The sequence below is a fragment of the Roseivivax sp. THAF30 genome, assembly GCF_009363575.1.
Lineage (GTDB): Bacteria > Pseudomonadota > Alphaproteobacteria > Rhodobacterales > Rhodobacteraceae > Roseivivax > Roseivivax halotolerans.
The window spans coordinates 1,343,690-1,367,317 of sequence record NZ_CP045389.1 but is presented as its reverse complement, the minus strand read 5'-3'; the positions used below and the strand labels follow the sequence as shown (position 1 = coordinate 1,367,317).

The following is a 23,628-nucleotide window of genomic DNA, read 5'->3' as shown; positions in this document are numbered from 1 at the left end:
ATGTCGTGATCCGAGGGAGGAGACAGGATGGCCCGCGCACCGCTTGACGGGCTGACGGTCGTGTCGATCGAACAGGCCGTCGCAGCACCATATTGCACATCCCGCCTCGCAGATGCAGGTGCGCGCGTCATCAAGGTCGAACGGCCGGAAGGCGATTTCGCGCGGGGCTATGACAGCGCAGCAGGCGGCGAGAGCAGCTATTTCGTCTGGCTGAACCGCGGCAAGCAATCGGTGGCGCTCGACCTGCGCGAGGACGCGGATCGCGATGTGCTTCTGTCGATGACGGACCGCGCGGATGTCTTCGTTCAGAACCTCAAGCCCGGCGCATTGGCTCGCAAGGGTCTCGGTACGGATGTGCTGCGCGATCGGAACCCGCGTCTCGTCACTTGCTCCATCAGCGGTTATGGCGAGACCGGCCCCTACGCCCAGCGAAAAGCCTACGATCTGCTGATCCAGGCGGAATCGGGGCTTGCCAGCGTCACCGGCGGCCCGTCCGAGCCGGCCCGCGTCGGAATCTCTATCGTGGACATCGCGACCGGGGCCGCCGCGCAATCGGCGATCCTCGAAAGCCTGATCCAGCGCGGCGTGACCGGGCGCGGCAGCGATATCCGCCTGTCGATGTTCGACGTCATAGCCGATTGGCTGGCGGTGCCCTACCTACATGCCGCGGCGGGCAAGCCGCCGCAACGGATAGGTCTCGCACATCCCTCCATCTCGCCCTACGGCGTCTTCTCCACGCGCGACGCGCGCCCTCTCCTCATTTCGATCCAGAACGACCGCGAATGGGCGATCTTCGCCCGCGACGTCATGGAGCGGCCCGATCTTGTCGATGCACCGGGGTTCGAGACCAACAATGCGCGCGTTGCGAATAGGGCCGAGGTCGACGCCGTGATCGCCGATATGATCGCAACGCGCAGCGAGGCGGAGATGACCGAACGGCTGCTCGCCTCGGACACGGCGTTTGCCAGCGTCAACGATCTGGACGGTCTCATCGCGCACCCGCATACCAGCACCTCCGAGGTCGTCACGCCGGACGGCGCGGCCGTCGCCTTTCCGGCTCCGCCCGCGCTTGTCGACGGAGGCCGCCGGTTCGAGCGCGGAGCGGTGCCGAAACTCGACGAGCATGGCGACGCGATCCGTGCGGAGTTTGGCGCGGCAGCGCCTCTTAAACGCGCCCGGTCCACATAAGCGTGACGAGGAAGATCAACCAGATCGCGAGAATGGACAGGCAATAAGGACCGTTCCAGCCCGGCCCCACGCGCCAGACCGATCGCTTTAGGATCGACGACGCCAGAATGATCGTCGTGATGAAGGGCGACAGGCCGATGACAGAAGTCCATCCCCCCATCGCGGCAAGCGCGATCACCTGCGGTGTCAGCCCCGGCACCTGAAGCTGGAACGCCACCGACCCCAGGACCGAGGTCGATACGATCGGATTGATCCCGAGCATCGCGAAGGCGAGGATACCGACAGCGACAGCCACTGCCAAAGGTACCGCGCCGAGCCCCATCATAGCCACCTGCGACTGCACCGCGTCCACCGGCACCAGCGCCAGAAGCGTCACCGGCAAAAAACCTGCCGACGCGAAAACACCGACCTCCGCGCCCATTGAGGGCAGGCGCGCGCGATAATCCCCGAACGCCTCGCGCACGCCGCCGGCCGCATCCGCCCCGCGCCGAAAGCCCGAGACGGCGGACCAGAGAACCGCGTAGCTCGGCACGACGAGGATCAGTGCTTCCTGGAAGGTCAGTCGCGTCAGCCCGTGCACCAGGAACACCGATCCTCCGACGATGAGAACGTGCAGAACGAGCGTCGCCGCGCCGAGCCACGCGCCTTGCGGCGGTGCAGGTCGCGGCAGGGCCATCGCGCGGTAGCGGCGCCCCTCGACCCGGTCGAAGAGCCAGCCGACGCCGATGAAGACAAAGGACATCGCAAAGCCGATTGGCGCGAAATCGGTATAGACGAGGCCCGGCAGGGTGATGAGAACCGCGTTCGTTGCAAAGCCGAGCGGCGACCAGAGCGAGATGAGCCCGAAGCCGCGCATCGTCGCCAGCGACATCCGGCGCAGTTTCACCTCGCGGATCTCTTCGGGCAGGGCTTGGCTTGCGGCGCTGTCCATCGAGCGCTTGGCAAGATCGAGGAGCAGCGCGAGCCCGCCGAAATTGATCAGCACGCCGAAAAGATGCCCCCCGAGCGAAAGTGAGACGTAGCGCCGCGAGGCGGGCTGGCTCGTCAGGAATGCCCCTGCCCGTGCGACCTCGGGCGCCAGAAGCGCGGCCGAGCGAAGCGTGTTCAGAACGGCGATCAGCGAGGCGAGGAAGATCATCCGCTCCATCGCGGAAATCAGCACGTCGCCGGGCACGGATTGCCAGAGCGCGATCGCCATTGCGCCTATCGACAGGATCAGCGGCACCCAGGTGCCAACGCTGAATTGCCTCCAGGCAAGAAGCAGGAAAAGGGCCAGCGCGCTCGAGGCCAGGATATCGAGCCAGAGCGATCCGACGAAGACCGACAGGATCGCCGAGACGATGACGACCCCCATCAATCCCGCGCGAAGCTGCGCCGACCCGTGCCGCGTCACTGCCGCGCCGTCGCCTGACGCTTGGCTCATGGACTTCTCCGCCTGGCGTTATGTCCCGGTAAAGACCGGCGCGCGTTTCTCGAAAAAGGCCGCGCGGCCCTCGGCGGCATCAGCGCTGTTGAGAAGCTGTGGCTGGACCTGACGCTCGAAATCGAGCGCATCGTCCACGCCGCGTGCGAACCAGTCGGTGATGAAGTGCCGTGGCAGTGGCGCGGCCTTGGCCTCTTCGTCCACGAGCGCCATCGCATCCTGAAGCGCGGCACCCGGATCGCTGAGCGTCTCGACCATTCCGATCCGCTCGGCCTCCTCCGCCTTGATCGGCGCGTTCGTCAGGATGATCCGCCGCGCCTTGGCCGGACCGACACGCATCGGCAGCGTCGTCAGGAGGCCCATATCCGGGACGAGCCCGATCTTGGTGAAGCTTGCGACGAACCGCGCCTCGCGCGAGGCAACGACGAGCGGCGCGGCCATCGCCAGCGCCATGCCGCCGCCCGCTGCCCAGCCCTCGACCGCTACGGCGAGAGGCTTCGAGAAGCGGACCATGCGGCCCACCATGTCCTTGATGACCGCGAAGCGTTCGCGGTGCTGGGAGGCGCTGCGCTCTCCCTGGTCGCGGATATCGCCGCCGACGCAGAAATGCCCGCCCGCGCCGGTCAGAACGACCGCGCGGACCGCGGCGTCTGCCTCTGCCTCGGACAGCGCCGCGGCAAGCTCGATCCGGAGTGCGTGACCCAGCGGATTGCGCCGCTCCGGATCGTTGAGCGTGAGAACGCAGATTCCGTCGCCCTCGGTCGTGACATCGAGGCTCATGCGCCTTCTCCCCTGTATTGGAACAACCCGTTTCCGATCACCACCTTGTCGCGCTCCACCGCGATGGTGCGGAAGGAGCCATCGGCCCAGATTTCCGTCCGGAGCGTCTCTCCGGGGAAGACATGGGCGGTAAAGCGGGCATCCATGCTGCCGAAGCGCGCCGGATCATGCTCGCAGAGAACCGCCAGCAGCGCGTGGGCCGCACAGCCGAAGGTGCAGAGCCCGTGCAGGATCGGCTGTTCGAAGCCCGCACGCTCGGCGACGCGCGGATCGAGGTGCAAGGGGTTTGGATCCGCATTCCAGCGATACAGCAGCGCCTGTTCGGGCCGGGTCTTGGCCTCGAACGCGTGATCGGGCGGTGTCTCCGGCAAGATGTGCGGTTTCTTCACCGGCCCGTCGGGTCCACCGAAGCCGCCATCGCCCCGCAGGAAGGTCGTGCCCCGGCAGGTCGCCAGATGTGTGCCGGTCGCCTCGTCCTTCAGCGTTTTCTCGTAGTAGAGGAGCGCGCCCTTCCCCTCGCCCTTGTCCACGAGGCCGGTCACGCGCGTTTTGCCGATGATCGTCGCCTCTTCGGGCAGATCGGCATGGATCGTCATGCCCTGCTCGCCGTGAACGAGCCGAAGCGCGTCGACGCCCGTCGCCGGATCGCTGAGCCAGAAGCCGGGATGGCCGAGCACGTTGACGATGGCTGGCATCACGCGCCGGTCATCGTCGAGCGCCGCGAGGAAGGCGAGTTCCTTGGCATCCATCGGATCGTGACCCATTCCGACCGAGAGCGCGTAGAGGCCCCAGTCGCGCGGCCCGTAGCTTTGCCGCACTTCGGGAATGTCGAAATTCATCAGGTGGTCGTAGTCGATGCTCATTTTGCGCCCTCCTCCACTTCGATGACCGCGTCGAGCGCGAAGGCGCCCTCGCCCTCCGGCATTGCGACGACCGGGTTGAGGTCGATGGAGACGAGCCGCTCCCCTGCGCCTGCGGCAAAGCGCGAGAGGTTCGAGAGCATCCGCGCCAGCGCGTCGATATCGGCGGGCGCCTGCCCGCGCGCGCCTTGCAGGATTCCCGCGCCGCGGATCGAAAGGATCATCTCGCGCGCCGTTTCCTCGTCGAAGGGGCACGGCTTCATCGCGACGTCGTTCAGGATCTCGACGAAGATGCCGCCAAGACCGAAGACCGCGACAGGGCCGAAAGTCGGATCGCGGCTTACCCCCATCAGACATTCGACACCGCCCGAGAGCTGCTTTGCGACCAGCATGCCCTCGATGCGCGCAGCCGGCGCTTTCTTCGCGACAGCCTCTTCGATAGCGGCATAGGCCTCCCGCACGGCATCGGCATCCCTAAGGTTCAGCCGCACCGCGCCGATGTCGGATTTGTGCAGGATGTCGGGCGACAGGATCTTCAGGACGACCGGGTAGCCCATCCGGTCAGCAGCAGCGGTGGCGGCCTCCGCGCTCTTCACGGCGTCTTGCGGCGCGGCGGGAATGCCTGCCTCGCCAAGGAGCCGTTGCGCCTCCGCCTCGTTCGGTGTCGCGCTTGGAAGATCCACGTCCAGCGCGCCGGGCCGCTCGCGCACAGCTCGCTCTCGCGCGGCGCCAAGGCGACACGCCATGTCGAGCGCGCGCGCCGCGCGGCACGGATCGTCGAAGACAAGAATGCCCGCTTCGTCGTAGCGGCGCAGCACCTCGGGATCGCCGAGCGCGCAGAAGGCGATGATCCGGTCTGGATAGGCCTCCCGCAGCGGCCGTGTCGCCTCGAGGATCGTCTCGCAGAGCGCGGGGCTGCCGGCCACGTAGGTCAAAAAGCTCAGGATCGCGCCGTATCCGCCCTCTTCGAGCGCGGCGCGGGTGAACGTCTCGAGCAGCGAGGGATCGTTCAGCGCCTGCGCCGTGCAATCGAGCGGATTGGCGGGCGAGGCATAGGGCAGGATCTCTTTCAGCCTGGATTGGGCAGCCTCGGGCATGGCGGGCATCGGGAAGCCGATACGCTCGGCCTCGTCCGAGGTGACGATGCCCGCACCGCCAGAAACCGTAATGACCCCCAGCGAATGGCTCTTCGGAAACACCCGCTTCGAGGCGACATAGGCGTAATCCATCATCGTCTGGGGATCGCGCACCACGATCGCCCCGTGATCCTTGAGCACCGCATCCGCGACGGCGGCATCACCCGTCAGCGAGGCGGTATGCGAGGCCGCCGCCTGCGAGCCGACCGCGGAGCGTCCGGCCTTCAGCGCGAAAACGGGCTTTCCCGCCGTGCGCGCGGCATCGAGCGCGGCGAGGAAGGCCGGCGCATCGTTGATCGCCTCCATGTAAGCGCAGATGACCTGGGTCGTGTCGCTCTCGGCCATCCAGCGGATCGCGTCGGCGACCGAGATGTCGGCTTCGTTGCCGGTCGTCATCAGGATGGAGGAGCCGAGCCTGCGGTCCCGTGCCAGCGCCCCTAGATGCGCGCCGAACGCGCCCGACTGACTGGCGATGCCGATATTTCCAGGCAGCGGATAGCCCGTATCGAGCGAGGAGGAAAAGGTTCCGTAATAGCCGATATCGACGTTGTAGACGCCGAGCGTGTTCGGCCCGAGCAGCCGCAGCCCGTGTTGCGCGGCGAGCGCCACGAGATCGCGCTGCGCCGCTTCCCCATCCGCGCCGGTCTCCGCAAAACCGGCCGAGAAAAGCGTCGCGGCCTTGCAGCCCTTCTCGCCAAGCGCGGTGATCGTCTCGGGCACGAGCTTTGCTGGCACCGCGATCAGCGCGGCGTCCGGGGCTTCGGGCAAGTCCGCGACCGAGGCGTAGCAGGGCACGCCTTGCACGGTCTCTCGCTTGGGGTTCACCGGCAGGATGCGACCCTTGTACCCGGAGCGCAGCATCGCCGCGATGGGCCGCCCGCCGATCCGGGTCGGATCGTCCGATGCGCCGATGATGGCCACGCTTTTCGGCGCGAGAAGCCCGTCGATATCGGGAAGAGAGGTCATAGCGCGGCCTCCGTGCCGAGGATCGCGGTGCATTGACTGGACAGCGTGCCGCCATTGCCGTGGCAGACCGCCATCGTCGCATCCGCGATCTGCCGCTCGCCGCCCGCGCCACGCAGCTGCGTCACCGCCTCGGCGATGAGAAAGAGCCCGTACATGCCCGGATGCACGCAGGACAGACCGCCGCCATTCGTATTGACCGCAAGCTCGCCGCCAGGCGCGATCCGGCCGTCTTGCACGAACCGTCCACCCTCGCCTTTCGGACAGAAGCCGAGATCCTCGAGGAAGAGGAGCGTGTTGATGGTAAACGCGTCATACAGCATGACCACGTCCATGTCCTCACGCCGCGCTCCCGCCATCTCGAAGGCGCGGTTGCCACTGTCGACAGCGGCGGTCGTCGTCAGATCCGGCATCTCCACGATGGAGCGATGGTAGTTGGCCGCGCCGACACCCATCACGTAGACGGGCGCCTCGTGATGAGCCTTCGCGCGATCCGCGCGGGTCAGCACGACCGCCGCCGCGCCGTCGGTCACGAGGCAACAATCGGACTTTGTCAGCGGATCGGAAATCATCCGTGCGCCGAGTACCTCCTCCTTCGTGAGAGGGCCGCGCGCGAAAGCCTCGGGATTAAGGTTCGCCCAGCCGCGCGCCGCGAGCGCCACCTCTGCCAGATCCTCGCGGGTCGTGCCGTATTCGGCCATGTGCCGGCTCGCCGCGAGACCGTAGGCGGTGATCGGGTGACGCGGCCTGTAGGGGGTCTCGTGCCATTGCGGCTCCGACATGGAGACGAGCTTGCCCCCTGCCGTGCGCTGGTTCGAGCCGTAGCAGACGAGCGCGACATCGCAGAGCCCCGCATCGAGCGCCATCGTCGCCTGCAGGAGATGCATCTCGAAGCTCGATCCACCCACATTCGTGCCGTCGAAGAAGCGCGGGCGCAAACCCAGATATTCGACAACGCTCATGGTCGGGAAGGCATGGGAGGACGTCGCGGCGAAGACGCCGTCGACATCGGGCAATTCAAGCCCCGCATCGCGCACCGCCGCGATCGCCGCCTGGCCCAGCAGTTCCATCGCCGAGAAGCCGTGCGCCTCGCCGATCCCGGCCGTCGCCATGCCGACGATGGCGGCCTTGCCGCGCAGATCCTTCGCCTGGCCGCTCATGCCGCACCTCCTTCCGCGAGATCGAAGACGACGCGCGGGCCGTCCTCGCCGGTCTCGATCCGCGCCTTGAGCTTCGCGCCGATCTCGGCGGTCTCGACGCCGGGCAAGGTGGACATCATCCGAACGCCCTCATCGAGATCGACGAGCGCGACATTCCACGCGCCCTGCCGGGAGCGATTGACCGTGATCGCGTAGAGTGTGCCGGTGCCTTTCGCTTCGACCCATTCAAGGTCGGTCGCGCCCGAAGGCGTGACGACGCGCGGGTAGAAGACGTACTCGCCGGTGCTTTTTGCTTTCTGGATCATGAAGCGGCCCTCTTCGAGAAAGGCAGCGTAGGTCGCTTCGGGACCGGCCCGGTCCGGCGCGGTGTCTGTCATCGTGTTGGTTCCTCCCATATCTGCAGCGCCTCAGCCCTCGCCGTTCCAGTCGAGAACAAGATGCGTCTGCGTCGTCACCGCGGCCTGCTTGCCGTCGCTGCGGGTCATCACGACCTGCAGGACAAGCGTCGTGCGGCCACGGTGGATGGGCGTGCAGGTCGCCGTCACCGTGTCGCCGACCTTCACGCCGCGCAAAAAGTTGGTCTTGGCTTCGATCGTGGTGTTCGATTTCGAGGCCGGGATGTTGATGAAGGCGACGCTGCCCGCGGCATTGTCGGCCAGCGTCATCATCGCGCCGCCATGCAGGACGCCGTTGCGGTTGGTGAGCGCCTCGGTCACGTCCATCTCGCACACCAAGCGGTCGAGCGTCGCCTCGACAAGCCGGATACCGGCAAGCTTGGCGAATTCCGATTGCGGCGGCATCGCGTCCGCGCCGCGCGGCTCTTCCCGTTCGGCCATGCTCAGCCGGCCCGTGCCGCGAGCGTGCGCCGCGCGATGATGAGCTGCTGGATCTGGCTGGTGCCTTCGTAGATCCTCAGAAGCCGCACATCGCGGTAGAACCGCTCGATATCGTATTCGGACATGTAGCCCGCACCGCCATGCACCTGCAGCGCGCGGTCGGCGATACGGCCGGCCATCTCCGTGCAGAAATACTTGGTGCAGGAGGCCTCGAGAATCGCCTTCCCTTCGCGGTCGAACGTGTCGGCCGTGGCGCGGACGAGTGCGCGACCCGCCTGCAGGTCCGCCTGGCAATCGGCCAGAAGCCCCTGGACGAGCTGGTGCTCTCCGATCGGCTTGCCAAACTGCTTGCGTTCGAGCGCGTAATCGGTCGCGATGTCGAGCATCCGCTGGCCCTGCCCCACCGCCATCGCGCCCACATGGATGCGGCCCCGGTCGAGGACCTTCATCGCGGTGCGGAAGCCCTTGTTCAGGTTGTCCGGTCCGCCGATGATCGCGCTTTCGGGCACGCGCACATCCTCGAAGATCACGTCCGAGGTCTTGGTGCCGCGCTGACCCATCTTGCGGTCAGGCTCCGCCACCGTGATGCCGGGAGTGTCCGCCGGGACCAGCAGCGCCGACACACCGGAGCCGTCCTTGCTGTTGGGATCGGTGCGCGCGAAGACCGTAAAGACCCCCGCGTAAACCGCGTTGGTGATGTAGCGCTTCGTGCCGTTGATGACGAAATCGGACCCGTCGCGGCGCGCCGAGGTGCGAATCCCACCCGCGTCCGAGCCGTTGTCAGGCTCGGTCAGCGCGAAGGACGCTACCGTCTCGCCCGAGGCGATACCGGGCAGCCAGTCGCGCTTCTGGGCGTCCGTGCCGTCCATCACGATGCCCTGAGAGCCGATCCCGACATTGGTGCCCAGCAGCGAGCGGAAGGACAGAGACGCATAGCAAAGCGATTCGACGATCCGCGCTTCCTGCGCGGCGCTGAGGCCGATCCCGCCATACTCTTCCGGCGTCGACAGACCGAAGAGTCCCATCTCGCGCATCTCCTGCACGATTGCCGCCGGAACCTCGGCATCTTCTTCCACCTGGCGTTCCGCGGGAATGAGGCGCTCCCGCACGAAACGATCCACGCTGTCCACTAACGCCTCGAAGACGTCCGGGTCCACATTCACATCCTTGGCCATGATCTTCTCCCTTGGCATCTGGCGCTCTCCCTTGCGCCATGTCTGCCATTCTGTATATTGAATGCAATTCTGCAAGGTGAATATCATGCATGACATGCAGCGTCAAAAATCGGTGCCGGCGGTCCAGAACGCGGTCACCATCCTGCGTGTCCTTGCGGCAAGGGGCGCGCCGATGGGCGCAACGCAGATCGCGCGCGAGACCGAGCTCAACGTCTCCTCGGCGTTCAACATCCTCAGAACCCTGTCCGCCGAAGGCCTTGTCAGCTTCGATCCCGAAGAAAAGTCCTACCGCATCGGAATGGGCCTCATGGAATTCGCCGCGCCGATCCTCGGCGCCAATCCCGCCGACCTGATCCGTCCGCTGATGAACGAGATCGCCGAACGTCAGCAGGTCATGATCGCGCTCTGGCAAATCACAGAGACGGGCCGGATCGTTTTGATCGACCGGTTCACCGCGCCGCGTATCGTCCAGGCGGTGATCTCTCGGAACAGCCGCCTGCCGGTCTTCGCGGGCGCGATCGGGCGCTGCTATGCCGCCGCGCTCGATCTCGGTCGCGAGGCCGTGCGCGACGGCTATGACGGCGTACGCTGGCAGGATGCGCCGGGCTTCGAGGCTTATTGGCGCGATGTCGAGCGCGCAAAGGAAACCGGCACGGCCTTTGACCACGGCAACCTTTTTCGCGGCCTGGAGATCGTCGCTGCCGTGGCCCGCGACGCGACCGGAACGCCGCGCATCGGCATGAGCAGCATCACCATCACCGGCCAGCATGCGCGCGCGGATCTCGACGCCGTTGCGGCCTCGCTCGTTGATGCCGCCGGGCAGATCGAACGCAACATCTTCGGCCGCCGGGAGAGAGCGCCGAAAACCTGACATCACTCTTCAATGGGAGGAACCATGTCCAATAGTGACCAGCTCAACGAAAAAGTCATTCTCGTCACCGGCGCGGGCGCCGGTATCGGACGAGCGCTCGCCATCGAGGCGGGCCGCGCCGGGGCGAGCGTCGTCGTCAACGATCTTGGCGCGTCGCTGACCGGCGAGGCCGAGACGAGCGCCGCCGACGAGGTGGTCTCGGAAATCGAGAAAGCCGGAGGACGCGCGGTCGCGAACGGCGACGACGTCTCGAAGCCCGAAGGCGCTCAGGCGATGGTGGCACAGGCGACCGATGCGTTCGGCCGGCTCGACGCGGTCATCAACAATGCCGGCATCCTGCGCGACGGCTTCTTTCACAAGATGACCTACGAGAATTTCGACGCCGTCATCAAGGTGCACCTCTATGGCAGCTTCAACGTCTCCCGCGCGGCGGCGGACGTCTTCCGCGAGCAATATTCCGGCTCGATCATCAACATGACCTCCACCTCTGGTCTGATCGGCAATCTCGCGCAGGCGAATTACTCGGCAGCGAAGCTTGGCGTTGCGGCCCTGTCGAAGTCGATGGCGCTCGACCTGCAGCGCTGGAACGTCCGCTCCAATTGCATCGCGCCTTTCGCCTGGAGCCGCATGACTTCGTCGATCAAGGTCGACAGCCCCGAGCAGGAAGCCCGCGTCGCCAAGCTGCGCGAGATGGTGCCGGAGAAGATCGCGCCTCTCGCGCTCTACCTCGCCTCGGACGCCGCCGAGGATGTCACCGGCCAGATCTTCGCCGTCCGCAACAACGAGATTTTCCTGATGTCGCAGCCGCGCCCCACCCGCTCGGTCCATGCGGGCGGCGAAGGATGGGATATCGAGAGTGTCGGCGCGCGGGCGATTCCGGCGCTGCGCTCGCATTTCCTGCCGCTCGATGTATCCGCGGACGTGTTCTCGTGGGATCCGGTCTGACCGGAACTCGCTTGCGCCCCGGACCAACGGAGACAGATCCATGCATTACGGCGACACGCGCCCCGACATCCTGCCCTTCGATCCGTTCAAGGCGATCATCGCGCCGCGCCCGATCGGCTGGATCGGGACGCTCAACGCAAATGGCGTGCCCAATCTCGGGCCCTATTCCTACTTCAACGCCATCGGCAACAATCCCAACCTCATCTGCTTTTCCTCGGACGGGCTGAAGCATTCCTTCGTCAATGCGAGGGATCAGGGGGAGTTCACCTTCTCGCTCGCGACCGAGGCGCTGGCGGAGGCGATGAACATCTCCTCGGAAGCGATGGAAGACGGAGCCAACGAGTTCGCAAAGGCGGGCCTGACCATCGGAAAGAGCATCGAGAAAACGGCGCCATTCGTGGCGGAAAGCCCTGCCGCGCTCGAATGCGTGACGATCTCCGCCGAGGAGCTGAAGGACCGCCACGGCGCGGCGACAGGGCGTTACCTGGTAATCGGCCAGGTCGTGCAGACCCATATCCGGGACGAGTTCATTGTGGATGGCAGATTCGACACGGCGGCTGCGCGCCCCATCGCGCGGATGGGCTATCGCGACTATGCCACCGTCACGGAAGCCTGGGAGCTGACGCGCCCTGACGACTGACCTTCGGATCTCTGGCAAAGCCCGGCGCAGATGCTACGCTGCCCGCGCCAGGCTTGCCGCCCGACGACTTGCGGCGTGACACAGAGCAGAGGTCCGACATGACAGACGAGGACGCCTCCACCCTTCTGAGGCGCATGTTCGATGCCGCCATCGCCGCGGCCGACCCAGCGAAAGTCCTCGCCGGTTTTTTGCCGGAAAAACCCACGGGCCGCTGCATCGTCGTCGGAGGAGGCAAATCCGCCGCTTCGATGGCGCGGGCGGTGGAAGCCGCATGGCCCGATGTCGATCTTTCGGGCGTCGTCGTCACCCGCTACGGCCATGCTGTGCCGACCGACCGGATCAAGGTGCTGGAGGCCTCGCACCCGGTGCCCGACGACGCCGCACTTTCGGCCACTCACGAGATCATGGAGGCCGCCGCGTCGGCCGGGCCGGAAGATCTCGTTCTGGCCCTCATCTCCGGCGGCGGCTCGGCGTTGCTGTCCTTGCCACGTCCTCCGCTGACACTCGAGGATCTGGTCGCGGTCAATAAGGCCCTTCTGTCTTCCGGCCTCTCGATTTCGGAGATGAACAAGGTCCGTCGCCGCCTGTCGCAGGTGAAAGGGGGCGGGCTTGCGCGGGTCGCCGCACCAGCGCGGCTTGTCACGCTCGCGATATCGGATGTGCCGGGCGACGATCCCGAGGCCATCGCGTCGGGGCCCACAGTGCCGGACCCGACCGCGCACGCGGACCTGTCTTACCTCGTGGACAAGCTCGGCCCCGCCCTGCCCAATGCTGCCGCCCGGATGCTGCGCGCGCCAGCGCCTGATGCCGAAGATTTCACGCCCGATTACCGCCTGATCGCAACACCGCAAGCCTCACTCGAGGCTGCTGCAGACATTGCCCAGGGAGCGGGCGTGACGCCGGTTCTCCTCGGCGATGCGCTCGAAGGCGAAGCCCGCGAGCTCGGCACCGCAATGGCCGGGATCGCGAAGGCGGTCGCGCGGCATGGCACGCCCGCGCCCGCCCCTGCGGTCCTGATATCCGGCGGCGAGACCACGGTGAGCGTCGGCGACCAGAAACCCGGCCGGGGCGGACGCAATACGGAGTTCCTCTTGTCGCTCGCCCTCGCGCTGAACGGTCATCCGCGCATTTTCGCGCTGGCCGGCGACACGGACGGGATCGACGGGACCGAGGATGCCGCGGGTGCGGCCATCGGCCCCGATATCCTCCAACTGGCGTCGGCTCAGGGCCTCGATGCGCGGACCAAGCTGGACGCCCATGACAGCTTTACGCTGTTCGACCAGACGGGCGCCCTGATCCGGACGGGACCGACGCTGACCAACGTGAACGATTTCCGGGCGATTCTCATCCGGGAGTGAGAGCACGCGGAAAGCTCAGGCTTCCTTCGAACTCCGGTAGGATTTCGGCGACAGGCCGACACATTGCCGGAACGTCCGGGAGAAAAACGGCGGATTGCGAAAGCCGGACCTCAGCGCGATCTCCGAGATGGAGAGGCGCGTATATTCCAGGAGCCGCTTTGCCTCCAGCAGCCGCCGCTGCCGGATCAATCCGTTGGGAGACTCGCCCAGAACCTTGCGGCAGACCCGCGTCAGGTGCGGCGGCGAGACACCGAGCTTTCTCGCGTAATCACCGACGGACAGCTCCTCCCGGAAGTCCTGTTCGACCAGCGCGCAGAAATCTTCGGCCTGCTGTTCGTGCCGCGACAGGCGCTCGGACGTTGGCAGCGTCCCGATAGTGGCGTGACGCCGGACATCACCGGCAATGTAGGTGAGAATGAGCTGCGTGAGCGTCTCCAAAAGCGTGCGACGTTCGACGTTCATGCGGCGATAGATGCGGGCCAGCTGCTGGAACGTGGCCTCGATATCCGCGAAATTCTCGCTGTCCGATCGCGCAAGAACGCAAGGGACTTGCATCGCCGCCGGCAGCAGCGCCTCGCTTGGGCCGGGCGGAAGGTCGCCCGTGCGGATGCTCAGCACGTCCCCCTCGACATCCTCGTCGAAGCGGAAGCCATGCACGAAACCGGGCGGCACGAAGAGGATATGAGGCTCGCTCGTCCGATGTGTCACATCGCCCAGCCGGTACGCGACATTCGCGGTGCGAAAGAGGAAAACCTGTGCCATCGCCCGGTGGCGATGAAGTCGGATTGTCCAATCATGCTGGCTGCTGCGATCCCGGATCAGTTCGTGATGGATCGGATCCGTCGACGCGCCGGACAGAAGTTCGCCGTACAATTCGTAACTGGGTATGGTGCGCTGCGGCATGCTGGTCGCTGTCCTTGATCCAGATCAATTCTCTGAAGATTGATCGAAAAGTGCAAGAAATTGCACCGCCGGATCATGCAACCGTTGGTGTGTTGTGGGTAGCTTGAATTGAAAAGGGATCGGGCCGGTCGCCCTGCGTGATGCGCTCGAAACGGATCGACGGCCCCGTCTTTCGCGGGTGCCGGGCAAGGAACTCTCAAGATGAAAACGCTCAAGACGCAGGTCTGCATCATTGGGTCGGGACCGAGCGGGCTGCTCCTCTCGCAGCTTCTGGCCAATGCAGGCATCGACACCGTGGTGCTCGACCGTAAGGATCGCGCCTATATCGAGGGCCGTATCCGTGCCGGGGTTCTAGAACAGGGCACGGTCAAGGCACTCGAAGAGGCCGGGGTCGCGGAGCGGCTGCATCGCGAGGGCCTTGCCCATGACGGGTTCGAGCTCGCTTTCGACGGCGACCGCCACCGCATCGACATCAAGGCGCTGACCGGGAAAACCGTGACGGTCTACGGTCAGACAGAGGTCACGAAGGATCTGTTCGAGAAACGCATCGCGGAGGCGCAACGCTTTTTCTTCAACGTCTCCGAGGTTGCGCCCTACGATCTCAAGAGCGATCAGCCTTGCGTGCGTTTCCGCCATGAGAACGAGGACTGGACGATCAGCTGTGACTATATCGCCGGCTGCGACGGGTTCCACGGCGTGAGCCGTAACGCGATCCCGAGCGAGGTTCTGAGAACGTTCGAGCGTGTCTACCCGTTCGGCTGGCTCGGCATCCTGGTCGACAAGCCGCCGGTCAGTCCCGAGTTGATCTACGCGAACCACGAGCGCGGCTTCGCACTGGCCTCGATGCGCTCCGAGACGCGCAGCCGGTATTACGTTCAATGCGACCTTCGGGACGATCCGGCCGATTGGCCGGATGAGCGTTTTTACGAGGAATTCGCGCGTCGTCTTGGCCCGGATGTGGCACGGACCCTCGAAACGGGACCGTCCTTCGAGAAATCGATCGCGCCGCTGCGCTCTTTCGTGGCGGAGCCCATGCGCTACGGGAACCTGTTCCTTGCGGGCGATGCCGCGCATATCGTGCCGCCCACAGGCGCAAAGGGCCTCAACCTCGCCCTTGCCGATATCCGCATTCTCGCACGCGCTCTCATCGCGCATTACCGCGACGGAATCGACGCGCATATCGACGCTTATTCCGAGACGGTCCTGAGACGGGTCTGGAAGGTCGAGCGATTCTCCTGGCAGCTTTCGCTGCTGATGCACCAGTTCCCCGAGAATTCGCCGTTCGAGAAACGCATGCAGCGCGCGGAATTCGATCATCTGCAAAGCTCCGAGACCGCCTCGCGGGCGGTCGCGGAGAATTACGTGGGGCTGCCGCTCGAATAATCGGCAGCGGCGCGCCCCTATGCCGGGGCGAGAACCGGGCTCCGCTGCTCCCCGAGCCCCGCGATGCCGAGGCTGACCATCTCGCCGCCCTTGAGGTAGCGCGGTGGCTTCATCCCCATACCGACACCCGGCGGCGTGCCCGTGGAAATGACGTCGCCCGCCTGAAGGCTCATGAACCGGCTGCAATAGGCGATGAGATGCGGCACCTTGAAGATAAGCGTCGCGGTCGTGCCGGTCTGCATCCGCTCGCCATCGACATCGAGCCACATGTCGAGATTGTCGATATCTCCGGCCTCGTCGGGCGTGACGAGCCAGGGACCGGTGGGGCCGAACGTGTCGCATCCCTTGCCCTTGTCCCACGTGCCCGCGCGCTCGATCTGGAATTCCCGCTCGGAGACGTCGTTGACGACGCAATAGCCTGCGACATGCGAGAGCGCGTCGGCCTCGTCGATATAAACGCCGGGCTTGCCGATGACGACGCCAAGCTCGACCTCCCAGTCGGTCTTGACCGAGTCGCGCGGGATCTGGATCGCGTCGTTCGGCCCGACCACGGAGGACGTCCACTTGTTGAAGATGATGGGCTCGGGTGGGATCGGCATCCCAGCCTCTTCGGCGTGGTCGGCATAGTTGAGGCCGATGCAGATGAACTTGCCGATAGAGCCGACGCAGGCACCGAGACGTAAATCGTCCTGCGGCGTGCCATCGACGAGCGGCAGGCTTTCGGGATCGATCCCGCCCAGTTTCGCGATCCCCTCTGGATGCAGCGCCTCGCCCGCGATGTCAGGCACCGCGCCCGAGAGGTCTCGCACCCGGCCCTCCGCGTCGATGAGGCCCGGCTTCTCTGCGCCGGGGGCGCCGTAGCGTACAAGTTTCATGGTCTTGCCTTTCCTTTCGTTCTTTCGTGCGGCTCAGGCCGACGTCTTGCCGTCCGCCGCCCAGAGCGCGCCTCGGCGGATGATTTCCGTGACTTCGGGCCGGCGCAGATCGTCAAGCTCGTGCCCGATGGAGCAATAGAACACCCGTCCCTTGTCCCACCGGCGCTTCCACACGACAGGAATGACCGTCCCTTCGATCCACCACAAGTGCTCGCCGGAGAAGGTCGTGGTCGCCAGCACCTCGTTCGAGGGATCGACGAGCATGTAATATTGCTCCGACGTGAGGCGGAAGCTGCGGATGCCTTTCACGATAGGGTCGTCCGGCCGGCAGATCGTCACGTCGTAGTCGATGTAATCCTCGCGCGGCTGAAGGTTGTCGGGCCAACCCGGCGGATGCGCCACGAACTGCCCGCCGATCAGGAAGTGATAGGTCGGCCGGTCGCGAAACGCGTCGCCCATATGTCCGTGCCAGCCGGCAAGACCGCAGCCATCGCCGATCAGTTTCAGGAGTCCGTCTTCCTGCGGCTTGGTCATGTTGCCGAACTCGGCCTGGTGGCCCGAGCGGGCGGAGGACCAGATCGGCGTGACGAGATCGAGATCGGCAAGGTCTTCGGGGCGTTCGAGCGGCTCGAGCGTGTCGTAGACCGCGACTTCGACACCGTTCGCCTCGAGCAAACCCCTGTACCAATCGGCAAACTCGGTCGGCGCGTGGCCTTCCCAGCCGCCGACGAAGAGCGCAGCTTTCATCACGATCCCTTTCGCATGTAATCGAGCATCGCCGCCATGTCGCGCGCGGCGTAACCGTGGCGTTCCGCATCGCCGAGAAGGTCCAGCGTCACGTCGCCCTGCGGCATCCGGGTGCCGAGAGCGCGCGCCAGATCGCCCGCGAGCTGCATGTCCTTCCGCGCCAGAGCGACAGTGAAGCTCACGTCGTGATCGGCCTCATCGAGATATAGCGGCCGGCGGTAGGAGAACATCGGCGCGGCTGCGGCGCTGGCCTCGATCACGTCGAACGCCGCCCCCGGTGCGATGCCAGCTGCCTCCGACAGGACAAGTGCCTCTGCGAGGGTCTGGTTCATACCGTGGATGAGCGAATTCACCGCGAGCTTCATTACCGCGCCAGCCCCTGGCGCGCCGAGGCAGATCGTTTTCTTTCCCATCGCGCCGAAGAGGGTCGCGAAGGGCGCCGCCTCGTCCTCGGTGCAGCCCGCCATGATGAGAAGCTGCGCCGCGTCTGCCGCTTGCGTGGCCCCCGAAACCGGCGCATCGATCACGCGCACGCTCGGTCCTGCCGTGTTGCCAAGCGCCGCGATATGATCCGGGCTGACCGTGCCCATCTCGATGAAGGTGCCGCAGCGCGACGCCGCCAGAAGGCCGTCCAGCCCGTGATGCACCTCGGACGAGGCTTCGTCATCGGCCAGCATCGTCACGACCACGTCCGCGGCGTCGGCGAGGGCGCGGGGCGTCTCGGCCGCCTCGCATCCATGCGCCACCGCGAAGGCATGGGCTTTCGATGCCGTGCGGTTCCAGACGGACAGCTCTGCCCCGGACGCCGCGATATTGCGCGCCATGAGAGCACCCATCCGGCCCAGACCTGCGAACCCGACCCGCATCACGCGGCCTTGTCGCCGCCAAGACCCGAAATCGCCTGGATCAGGCTGTCCTCGGTCACTTCCTCCGAGGTGAAGGTACGCATGACCCGGCCCGAATACATCGCGACGATGCGGTCTGAGACATGCAGCACCTCGGGCATCTCGGAGCTGATGACGATCACCGCGTAGCCTTGTGCCGCCAGCGACCGCAGGAGCTTGTGGATCTCGGATTTCGACCCGACATCGATACCCCGCGTCGGCTCGTCCACGATGAGAACGCTCGGCTTCATCGACAGCCACTTGCCGATGACGATCTTCTGCTGGTTCCCGCCCGAGAGATTGCCGACCTTCTGTTTCCAGCCCGGCGTGCGGATATCGAGCCGGTCGCGGTACTGGTCGAAGATCGAGATTTCCGCCCCTTCCGCGACGAACGGTCCCGCCTTCAGGTCATCGACCTGCGGCAGGGTCATGTTGTCCCGGCAATTCATGCCCAGAACCAGCCCCTGCCCTTTGCGATCCTCCGGCACGAGGCTGATGCCCTTGGCGATGGCATCGGCGGGCGAATTGAGGCGCACGTCCTCACCTTCGAGCAGGATCGTGCCGTGCGAAGGCGTTCGCAGGCCGAAGAGCGTTTCGGCGATCTCGGTGCGCCCGGCGCCGACCAGCCCGTAAAAGCCGACCACTTCGCCGCTGCGGACATGAAAGCTCACATCCTCGTAGAGCGAGCCGCAGCTCAGACCGCGCACTTCGAGGGCGATCTCGCCGAGCTCGTGATGCGAGGGGTTCCGGCTGAGGTCGAGCTTGCGCCCGATCATCAGCTGCGTGACCGCCTCTTCGTTCGTTTCCGCCGTCTCCAGCGTGCCCTGGTACTGACCGTCGCGAAGCACCGTGATGCGGTCGGTGATCTTGAAGATCTCCTCCATCCGGTGCGAGATATAGATGATCCCGACGCCCTCTTTCTGCAGATCGGCGATCACGTCGAAGAGCACGACTTTCTCGGCATCGGTCAGCGAGGCGGTCGGCTCGTCGAAGATCACCGCCTTGGCGTTGACGGTCAGCGCGCGGGCGATCTCCACCATCTGCTGGTTGGCGATGGACAGATCACCGACCCGCGTGCGGGCGTTGAACGCGACGTTCAGCTTCTTGAGGATCGCGTCGGTCTTCTCGCGAAGCGTGACCCAATCGACGCGGCCGAAGGATTTGCGCGGCAGCTCCCCGAGATAGATGTTCTCTGCGACAGACAGCTCTTCGGCGAGACTCAGCTCCTGGTGAATGAACACGATGCCCTTGGCTTTCGCCTCGAGCGGGCCGGACATGACGACCCGCTCCTCGCCCATGAAGATCGCGCCTCCGTCGGGCTGGTGAATGCCGCCCAGCACCTTCATCAGCGTGGACTTGCCCGCACCGTTCTCGCCCATCAGCGCGTGAACTTCGCCGGGCATGACCGAAAACGACACCCCGTCGAGCGCCCGGACGCCCGGAAAGGTCTTCACGATGTCTTCGAGATGCAGGACCGGTTTCACATGGCTCATATTCTCAGCGCCTCCTTGCCCTTGAGGTTCAGCTGACGGTCGAGGAACAGCACCGCGATCAGGATCAGGCCGATCACGAGGTTCACCGTCGACGTGTCCGCGCCGATATGTCCAAGCCCCTTCCGCAGAAGCTGGATCGCGATGACGCCCCCGAACGTGCCGATGACCGACCCCGCGCCGCCGGTGATCTTGGTGCCGCCAAGGACGACCGCCGTGATGACCCATAGCTCGTAGAGCTGCCCGTCATTGGGGTTCACCGATCCGCTTTCGGAGTAGAAGACCACTGCCGAGAGCGCGGCCAGAAAGCCGATGATCGCGAAATTGATCATCATGTGCGGGCCGACGCGGATGCCGGCATTCACCGCCGCCTCTCGGTTGTCTCCGATCGCGTAGGCGTTGCGCCCATGCACGGTGCGCGTCATCAGAAGCCAGATCCCGAGCGTGACCGCCAGCAGGAACCAGGAAGCGGTCGCGAGGCCGAGAAACTCCGCCTCCGCGAAATCGACCAGCGTCCAGTTGAGATGGCTTGTCGGGTTCTCACCGTTGAAGAGGAACACGATCCCCCGGTAGCCCAGCATCGAGCCCAGCGTGACGATGAAGGCGTCGACGCCTGTCTTCCAGACGATGAGCCCGTTGAGCGCGCCGAACGCCGTTCCCGCGAGCAGTGCCAGAAGCCACGCAACCGGGATCACCCAGTCGCCGAGACCTGCGAAGATCGGCCAGGTCATGCTGTCCAGAAGCACGATTGCGGCGATGGCGAAGGTCGCGCCGACGGAGAGGTCGATATTGCCGTTGACCATGACGATGGTCATGCCCATCGCGATGATCCCGATCGGCGCGGACTGCTTGAGCAGCAGCAGCATGTTGTCGAAATCCATGAAGGCCGTGTCCGACAGCGACAGGAACTGTCCGGCGATGCTGAAGAAGATCAGCTCCAGCACGATGAAGCCCCAGATCGCGCCGCCTTTCAGCGCCTTGGACAATGCTCCGGGTTGCATGGTGTTCCTCTCCTCAGGCGATCGGGGACCAGAGCTTGCCGCGCTTGGCCGCGATATCGAGCCAGACAGCAAGGATGATGATGATCCAGGTCACGACGAACTGGAAATAGAAGGGGAGTCCCAGAAGCAGCAGCCCGTTCTGGATGAAGCCGAGGATCAGCACGCCGATCACCGTTTTGAAGATCGTGCCGACACCGCCCATCAGCGAGGCACCACCGAGGATCACGGCGGCCAGCACTTCAAGCTCGAGCCCCTGCCCCACGGTGTTCTGCGAGCCGAGCGACCGGCTTGCCTGGATGAGGCCCGCGACCGCGACGCAGCCCGCCGAGATGAGGTAGCAGGTAAAGACAGTCCGCGCGCGCTTGATCCCCGAGAAGGTCGCCGCCGTACCGTTGCCGCCGACCGCGTAGACCTTGCGCCCGAACGGCGTCTTGGCGAGGACAAGCCCGAGCAGCGCCGCGAGAGACAGGAACATCAGGATCGGCGTCGGCACGCCCAGGATCGCGCCCTGCCCGAAGACGCTGAACCACGTTCCCTCCTTGTCGGCGATATCCATGTTCTGACCGCCCGAATAGGTCAGCGTCAGCCCGTGGATCGCCGACAGCATTCCCAGCGTGACGATCAGCGAATTGAGCCTGAGATATCCGACAAGAAAGCCGATGAAGGCACCAAGACAGAGCGTCATCGCGAACATCGCAGGTATCGCGAGCGCCGGGCCGATCTTGTCGTGCAGATCCAGGACCACGATGGTCGAGAAGGACATCATCGATCCGACCGAAAGATCGAGGTTGCCCGAGATGACCACGAAGGTCACGCCGAGCGCCATAACTCCGAGGATCGCCGAGGAACGCACGACGCTGAAGACGTTGTCCACCGACAGGAATTTCGCGTTGGCAAGCGTGAAGCCGATCATGAACAGCGCGAAGGCGATCAGGATACCCTGCTTTGCCAGCATGCTGCCGATCTCTCGTCTCGAGACTGTTGCCATGGCTCCCTCCCTAAGAACGCTGGCTGTTTCGGCGCTCTCCCCTGCGCCCTCGCGGTGCGGCGTCAGACCAAAGTCATTCCGCCGTCGATCATCACGATCTGCCCGGTCATGTAGTCACTGTCTTTCGAGGCCAGGAACGTCGTCGTCCCGGTGATGTCCTCGGGTTTCGCCACGCGGCCGCGAAGGATCTCGGAGGAGAATTCCTCCATCGCCTGCCCCGGCCGCGTCGCCGCGCCGATCTGCATGAGGTCCTTGTCGACCTGTTCCCACATCTCCGTGGCCACGACGCCCGGCGCAAAGCCGGTGACCGTGATATCGTGTTTCGCCAGATCGCGCGCACCCGATTGCGTGAGCGAGACGACAGCCCATTTCGACGCGCAATAGGGCGCGACATTGTCGAAACCCTGGCGGCTGGCGATGGAGGCAGTGTTGACGATCTTGCCGCCTCCGCCTTGCGCGATCATCTGGCGCGCGGCCTCCTGCATGCCGATCATGCAGCCGAGCCCATTCACGCCCATGATGAAGTTCCAGTTGTCCTCGGTGACGTCCATGAAGTTCATGGGCTTGTTCACGCCGGCATTGTTGAATTTCACGTCGAGCCGACCGAATACCTCGACCGTATGCGCGATCATCGCACGCACCGCCTCTCGGTTGGTCACATCGACGGATGCGGAGGTGACATTGCTGCTGTTGCCGTTGAGGCGGCTTCTATTGGCCTCCGCGACCTCGGCAGCCTTGCCTCCGTTGATATCAGCGAAGCAGACCTTCGCCCCTTCATCGAGCAAGGCCTCCCCGATGGCGCGGCCAATCCCTTGGGCGGCGCCCGTAACGATGCAGACGCGATCCTTCACGCGAGCCATGCCTCTCCTCCCACGAACGTCCTGAAATACTGGTAAAAGTGCGGGGCACGCGGCAATGCGCGCCCCGCACGGGGGGAGGAGCCTCAGAAGACGGGCTTGGTGAACTCGTCCATATTGTCCTGCGTGATCTTCGGCGTGTCGAAGTAGTTGAGGAACGGCACGTCCTCGCCGTTCAGCACGTCGATGGCGGTCTGCAGAGCGGCTTCGGCGTCATCGACAGGAGACTGGTAGATCGAGCCCCAGTATTCGCCCGCCGCCATCGCCTCGTATCCGACGGCGAAGTTGGTCGCGCCGACGAAGGTGATGTCGCCTGCCCGGCCCGCGGCTTTCGCGGCGTTGAGCGCGCCGACGCCCATGTTGTCGTCACCCGCATAGACACCGTCGATGTCGTCATACTTCACGAGGAAGGCTTCCATCACCTGCTGCGACTTCTCGCGGTTCCAGTCGCCGGGCTGCGTTTCCATCAGCGTCACGTCCGGGCAGACCTCGGGCAGACGCTCCTCGAAGCCCTGGGCGCGCTCGATGGCGGTGGTGTAGCCGGGCTGGCCCGAGATCTGCACGATCTGCGCCTCGCCGTCGATGCCTTGCGCCTTGAAACGGTCGCACATGATTTCTGCCGAGCGCGCGCCTTGCGTGATGTTGTCGGGGCCCGAGAAGGATGCCACGAAATCGAAGCCCTGCTCGGCAATGTTGGAATTGGTGACGATCACCGGAATACCGGCCTGGCTGGCCTTGCGAACGGCCGGAATGACCGCCTCGCCGTTGGTCGGCCAGATGATAATGGCATCGACTTCCTGCTGGATCAGGTCTTCCATCTGCGCGATCTGGCGCGCGACGTCGCCGCCCGCGTCGAGCACGACGGTTTCGACATCGTCATTGGCTTCCGCCGCCGCGATGAAGGCTTGCTCGTATGTCGTCTGATAGCTGTCGACGCCGACATTGTTCTGCGTGATCCCGATCTGCACCGACTGGGCCGACGCGGTGCCGGCAAGAGCTGCGAGTGCCGTCGAGACGACGAGCGTGCTGCGAAGTGTCATGTGGGTTCCTCCCTAAGAATCCTGTTGTCGATCCGTAGCACCTACCGCCCCTCCCGGCGGCAGGTTGGTCGGCTGCGAAACAGCGACGACATGCCGGACAGGATGGATCGTGCACGGGTTTACCC

The 23,628-nt window shown here is 65.1% G+C and carries 23 protein-coding genes; 6 read left to right on the top strand and 17 right to left on the bottom strand.

Features of this window, described 5'->3' with window-relative positions; all coding sequences use genetic code 11:
• Positions 1–27 precede the first annotated feature (27 nt).
• Positions 28–1,188, top strand: a complete 1,161-nt coding sequence (locus tag FIU91_RS06660; RefSeq protein WP_152461898.1) for a CaiB/BaiF CoA-transferase family protein — start codon at positions 28–30, stop codon at positions 1,186–1,188.
• On the opposite strand, the gene FIU91_RS06655 is transcribed toward FIU91_RS06660, so the two are convergent.
• The 8 genes from FIU91_RS06655 to FIU91_RS06620 are packed head-to-tail and all read right to left on the bottom strand — an operon-like array spanning position 1,166 to position 9,539.
• Positions 1,166–2,611: a hypothetical protein gene (locus FIU91_RS06655; RefSeq protein WP_152461897.1), complete on the bottom strand. Its 1,446-nt coding sequence runs from the start codon at positions 2,609–2,611 to the stop codon at positions 1,166–1,168. The genes FIU91_RS06660 and FIU91_RS06655 overlap by 23 nt on opposite strands.
• A gap of 18 nt (positions 2,612–2,629) precedes the next feature.
• Positions 2,630–3,391 (bottom strand): enoyl-CoA hydratase/isomerase family protein, encoded by a 762-nt coding sequence (locus FIU91_RS06650; RefSeq protein WP_152461896.1) that lies wholly within the window; start codon positions 3,389–3,391, stop codon positions 2,630–2,632.
• A complete protein-coding gene (locus FIU91_RS06645) occupies positions 3,388–4,254 on the bottom strand; it encodes a MaoC/PaaZ C-terminal domain-containing protein (protein WP_152461895.1) in 867 nt (288 codons plus the stop codon). The genes FIU91_RS06650 and FIU91_RS06645 overlap by 4 nt, the downstream gene beginning before the upstream one ends.
• Entirely contained in the window at positions 4,251–6,353 is a 2,103-nt protein-coding gene (locus FIU91_RS06640) for an acetate--CoA ligase family protein (protein WP_152461894.1), read from the bottom strand. The genes FIU91_RS06645 and FIU91_RS06640 overlap by 4 nt, the downstream gene beginning before the upstream one ends.
• The gene (locus tag FIU91_RS06635) at positions 6,350–7,510 is read right to left on the bottom strand and encodes a thiolase (protein WP_152461893.1); all 1,161 of its coding nucleotides are present in this window, start codon (positions 7,508–7,510) and stop codon (positions 6,350–6,352) included. Before FIU91_RS06635 ends, FIU91_RS06640 begins: the two co-directional genes overlap by 4 nt.
• Entirely contained in the window at positions 7,507–7,887 is a 381-nt protein-coding gene (locus tag FIU91_RS06630; RefSeq protein WP_152461892.1) for a Zn-ribbon domain-containing OB-fold protein, read from the bottom strand. Before FIU91_RS06630 ends, FIU91_RS06635 begins: the two co-directional genes overlap by 4 nt.
• A 30-nt stretch (positions 7,888–7,917) precedes the next feature.
• Positions 7,918–8,346: a PaaI family thioesterase gene (locus FIU91_RS06625; protein ID WP_152461891.1), complete on the bottom strand. Its 429-nt coding sequence runs from the start codon at positions 8,344–8,346 to the stop codon at positions 7,918–7,920.
• A 2-nt stretch (positions 8,347–8,348) separates the two neighbouring features.
• Positions 8,349–9,539 carry an acyl-CoA dehydrogenase family protein gene (locus FIU91_RS06620; RefSeq protein WP_371418266.1) on the bottom strand — a complete coding sequence of 397 codons (1,191 nt, stop codon included), beginning with the start codon at positions 9,537–9,539 and terminating at the stop codon, positions 8,349–8,351.
• Positions 9,540–9,606: 67 nt separating this feature from the next.
• Here FIU91_RS06620 and FIU91_RS06615 point away from each other — a divergent pair, with 67 nt between their 5' ends.
• From FIU91_RS06615 to FIU91_RS06600, 4 genes are all read left to right on the top strand, one after another.
• Positions 9,607–10,392 (top strand): IclR family transcriptional regulator, encoded by a 786-nt coding sequence (locus FIU91_RS06615; RefSeq protein WP_172974954.1) that lies wholly within the window; start codon positions 9,607–9,609, stop codon positions 10,390–10,392.
• Between the two features lie 24 nt (positions 10,393–10,416).
• The gene (locus FIU91_RS06610; protein ID WP_152461889.1) at positions 10,417–11,337 is read left to right on the top strand and encodes an SDR family NAD(P)-dependent oxidoreductase; all 921 of its coding nucleotides are present in this window, start codon (positions 10,417–10,419) and stop codon (positions 11,335–11,337) included.
• 40 nt (positions 11,338–11,377) lie between these two features.
• Positions 11,378–11,977, top strand: coding sequence for a flavin reductase family protein (locus FIU91_RS06605; RefSeq protein ID WP_152461888.1), 600 nt, complete (start codon positions 11,378–11,380; stop codon positions 11,975–11,977).
• A gap of 98 nt (positions 11,978–12,075) precedes the next feature.
• Complete coding sequence (locus FIU91_RS06600) at positions 12,076–13,335, top strand: glycerate kinase (RefSeq protein ID WP_152461887.1); 1,260 nt, start codon at positions 12,076–12,078, stop codon at positions 13,333–13,335.
• 15 nt (positions 13,336–13,350) lie between these two features.
• On the opposite strand, the gene FIU91_RS06595 is transcribed toward FIU91_RS06600, so the two are convergent.
• Positions 13,351–14,238: a helix-turn-helix domain-containing protein gene (locus FIU91_RS06595; protein ID WP_152461886.1), complete on the bottom strand. Its 888-nt coding sequence runs from the start codon at positions 14,236–14,238 to the stop codon at positions 13,351–13,353.
• Between the two features lie 201 nt (positions 14,239–14,439).
• Here FIU91_RS06595 and pobA point away from each other — a divergent pair, with 201 nt between their 5' ends.
• Entirely contained in the window at positions 14,440–15,621 is a 1,182-nt protein-coding gene (gene pobA, locus FIU91_RS06590; RefSeq protein ID WP_152461885.1) for a 4-hydroxybenzoate 3-monooxygenase, read from the top strand.
• Between the two features lie 17 nt (positions 15,622–15,638).
• Here pobA and FIU91_RS06585 read toward each other — a convergent pair whose 3' ends face one another.
• The 8 genes from FIU91_RS06585 to FIU91_RS06550 form a co-directional block, all read right to left on the bottom strand.
• Entirely contained in the window at positions 15,639–16,496 is an 858-nt protein-coding gene (locus tag FIU91_RS06585; protein ID WP_093013895.1) for a fumarylacetoacetate hydrolase family protein, read from the bottom strand.
• A gap of 33 nt (positions 16,497–16,529) precedes the next feature.
• A complete protein-coding gene (locus FIU91_RS06580) occupies positions 16,530–17,243 on the bottom strand; it encodes a ThuA domain-containing protein (protein WP_152461884.1) in 714 nt (237 codons plus the stop codon).
• The gene (locus FIU91_RS06575) at positions 17,243–18,109 is read right to left on the bottom strand and encodes an NAD(P)-dependent oxidoreductase (protein WP_152461883.1); all 867 of its coding nucleotides are present in this window, start codon (positions 18,107–18,109) and stop codon (positions 17,243–17,245) included. Before FIU91_RS06575 ends, FIU91_RS06580 begins: the two co-directional genes overlap by 1 nt.
• Complete coding sequence (locus tag FIU91_RS06570; RefSeq protein ID WP_152461882.1) at positions 18,109–19,620, bottom strand: sugar ABC transporter ATP-binding protein; 1,512 nt, start codon at positions 19,618–19,620, stop codon at positions 18,109–18,111. The genes FIU91_RS06575 and FIU91_RS06570 overlap by 1 nt, the downstream gene beginning before the upstream one ends.
• The gene (locus tag FIU91_RS06565) at positions 19,617–20,618 is read right to left on the bottom strand and encodes an ABC transporter permease (protein ID WP_093013907.1); all 1,002 of its coding nucleotides are present in this window, start codon (positions 20,616–20,618) and stop codon (positions 19,617–19,619) included. The genes FIU91_RS06570 and FIU91_RS06565 overlap by 4 nt, the downstream gene beginning before the upstream one ends.
• 13 nt (positions 20,619–20,631) lie before the next feature.
• Positions 20,632–21,606, bottom strand: a complete 975-nt coding sequence (locus tag FIU91_RS06560; RefSeq protein WP_152461881.1) for an ABC transporter permease — start codon at positions 21,604–21,606, stop codon at positions 20,632–20,634.
• Between the two features lie 62 nt (positions 21,607–21,668).
• Positions 21,669–22,466, bottom strand: a complete 798-nt coding sequence (locus FIU91_RS06555; protein ID WP_152461880.1) for an SDR family NAD(P)-dependent oxidoreductase — start codon at positions 22,464–22,466, stop codon at positions 21,669–21,671.
• 83 nt (positions 22,467–22,549) lie between these two features.
• Entirely contained in the window at positions 22,550–23,503 is a 954-nt protein-coding gene (locus tag FIU91_RS06550) for a sugar ABC transporter substrate-binding protein (protein WP_152461879.1), read from the bottom strand.
• Between the last annotated feature and the right edge of the window lie 125 nt (positions 23,504–23,628).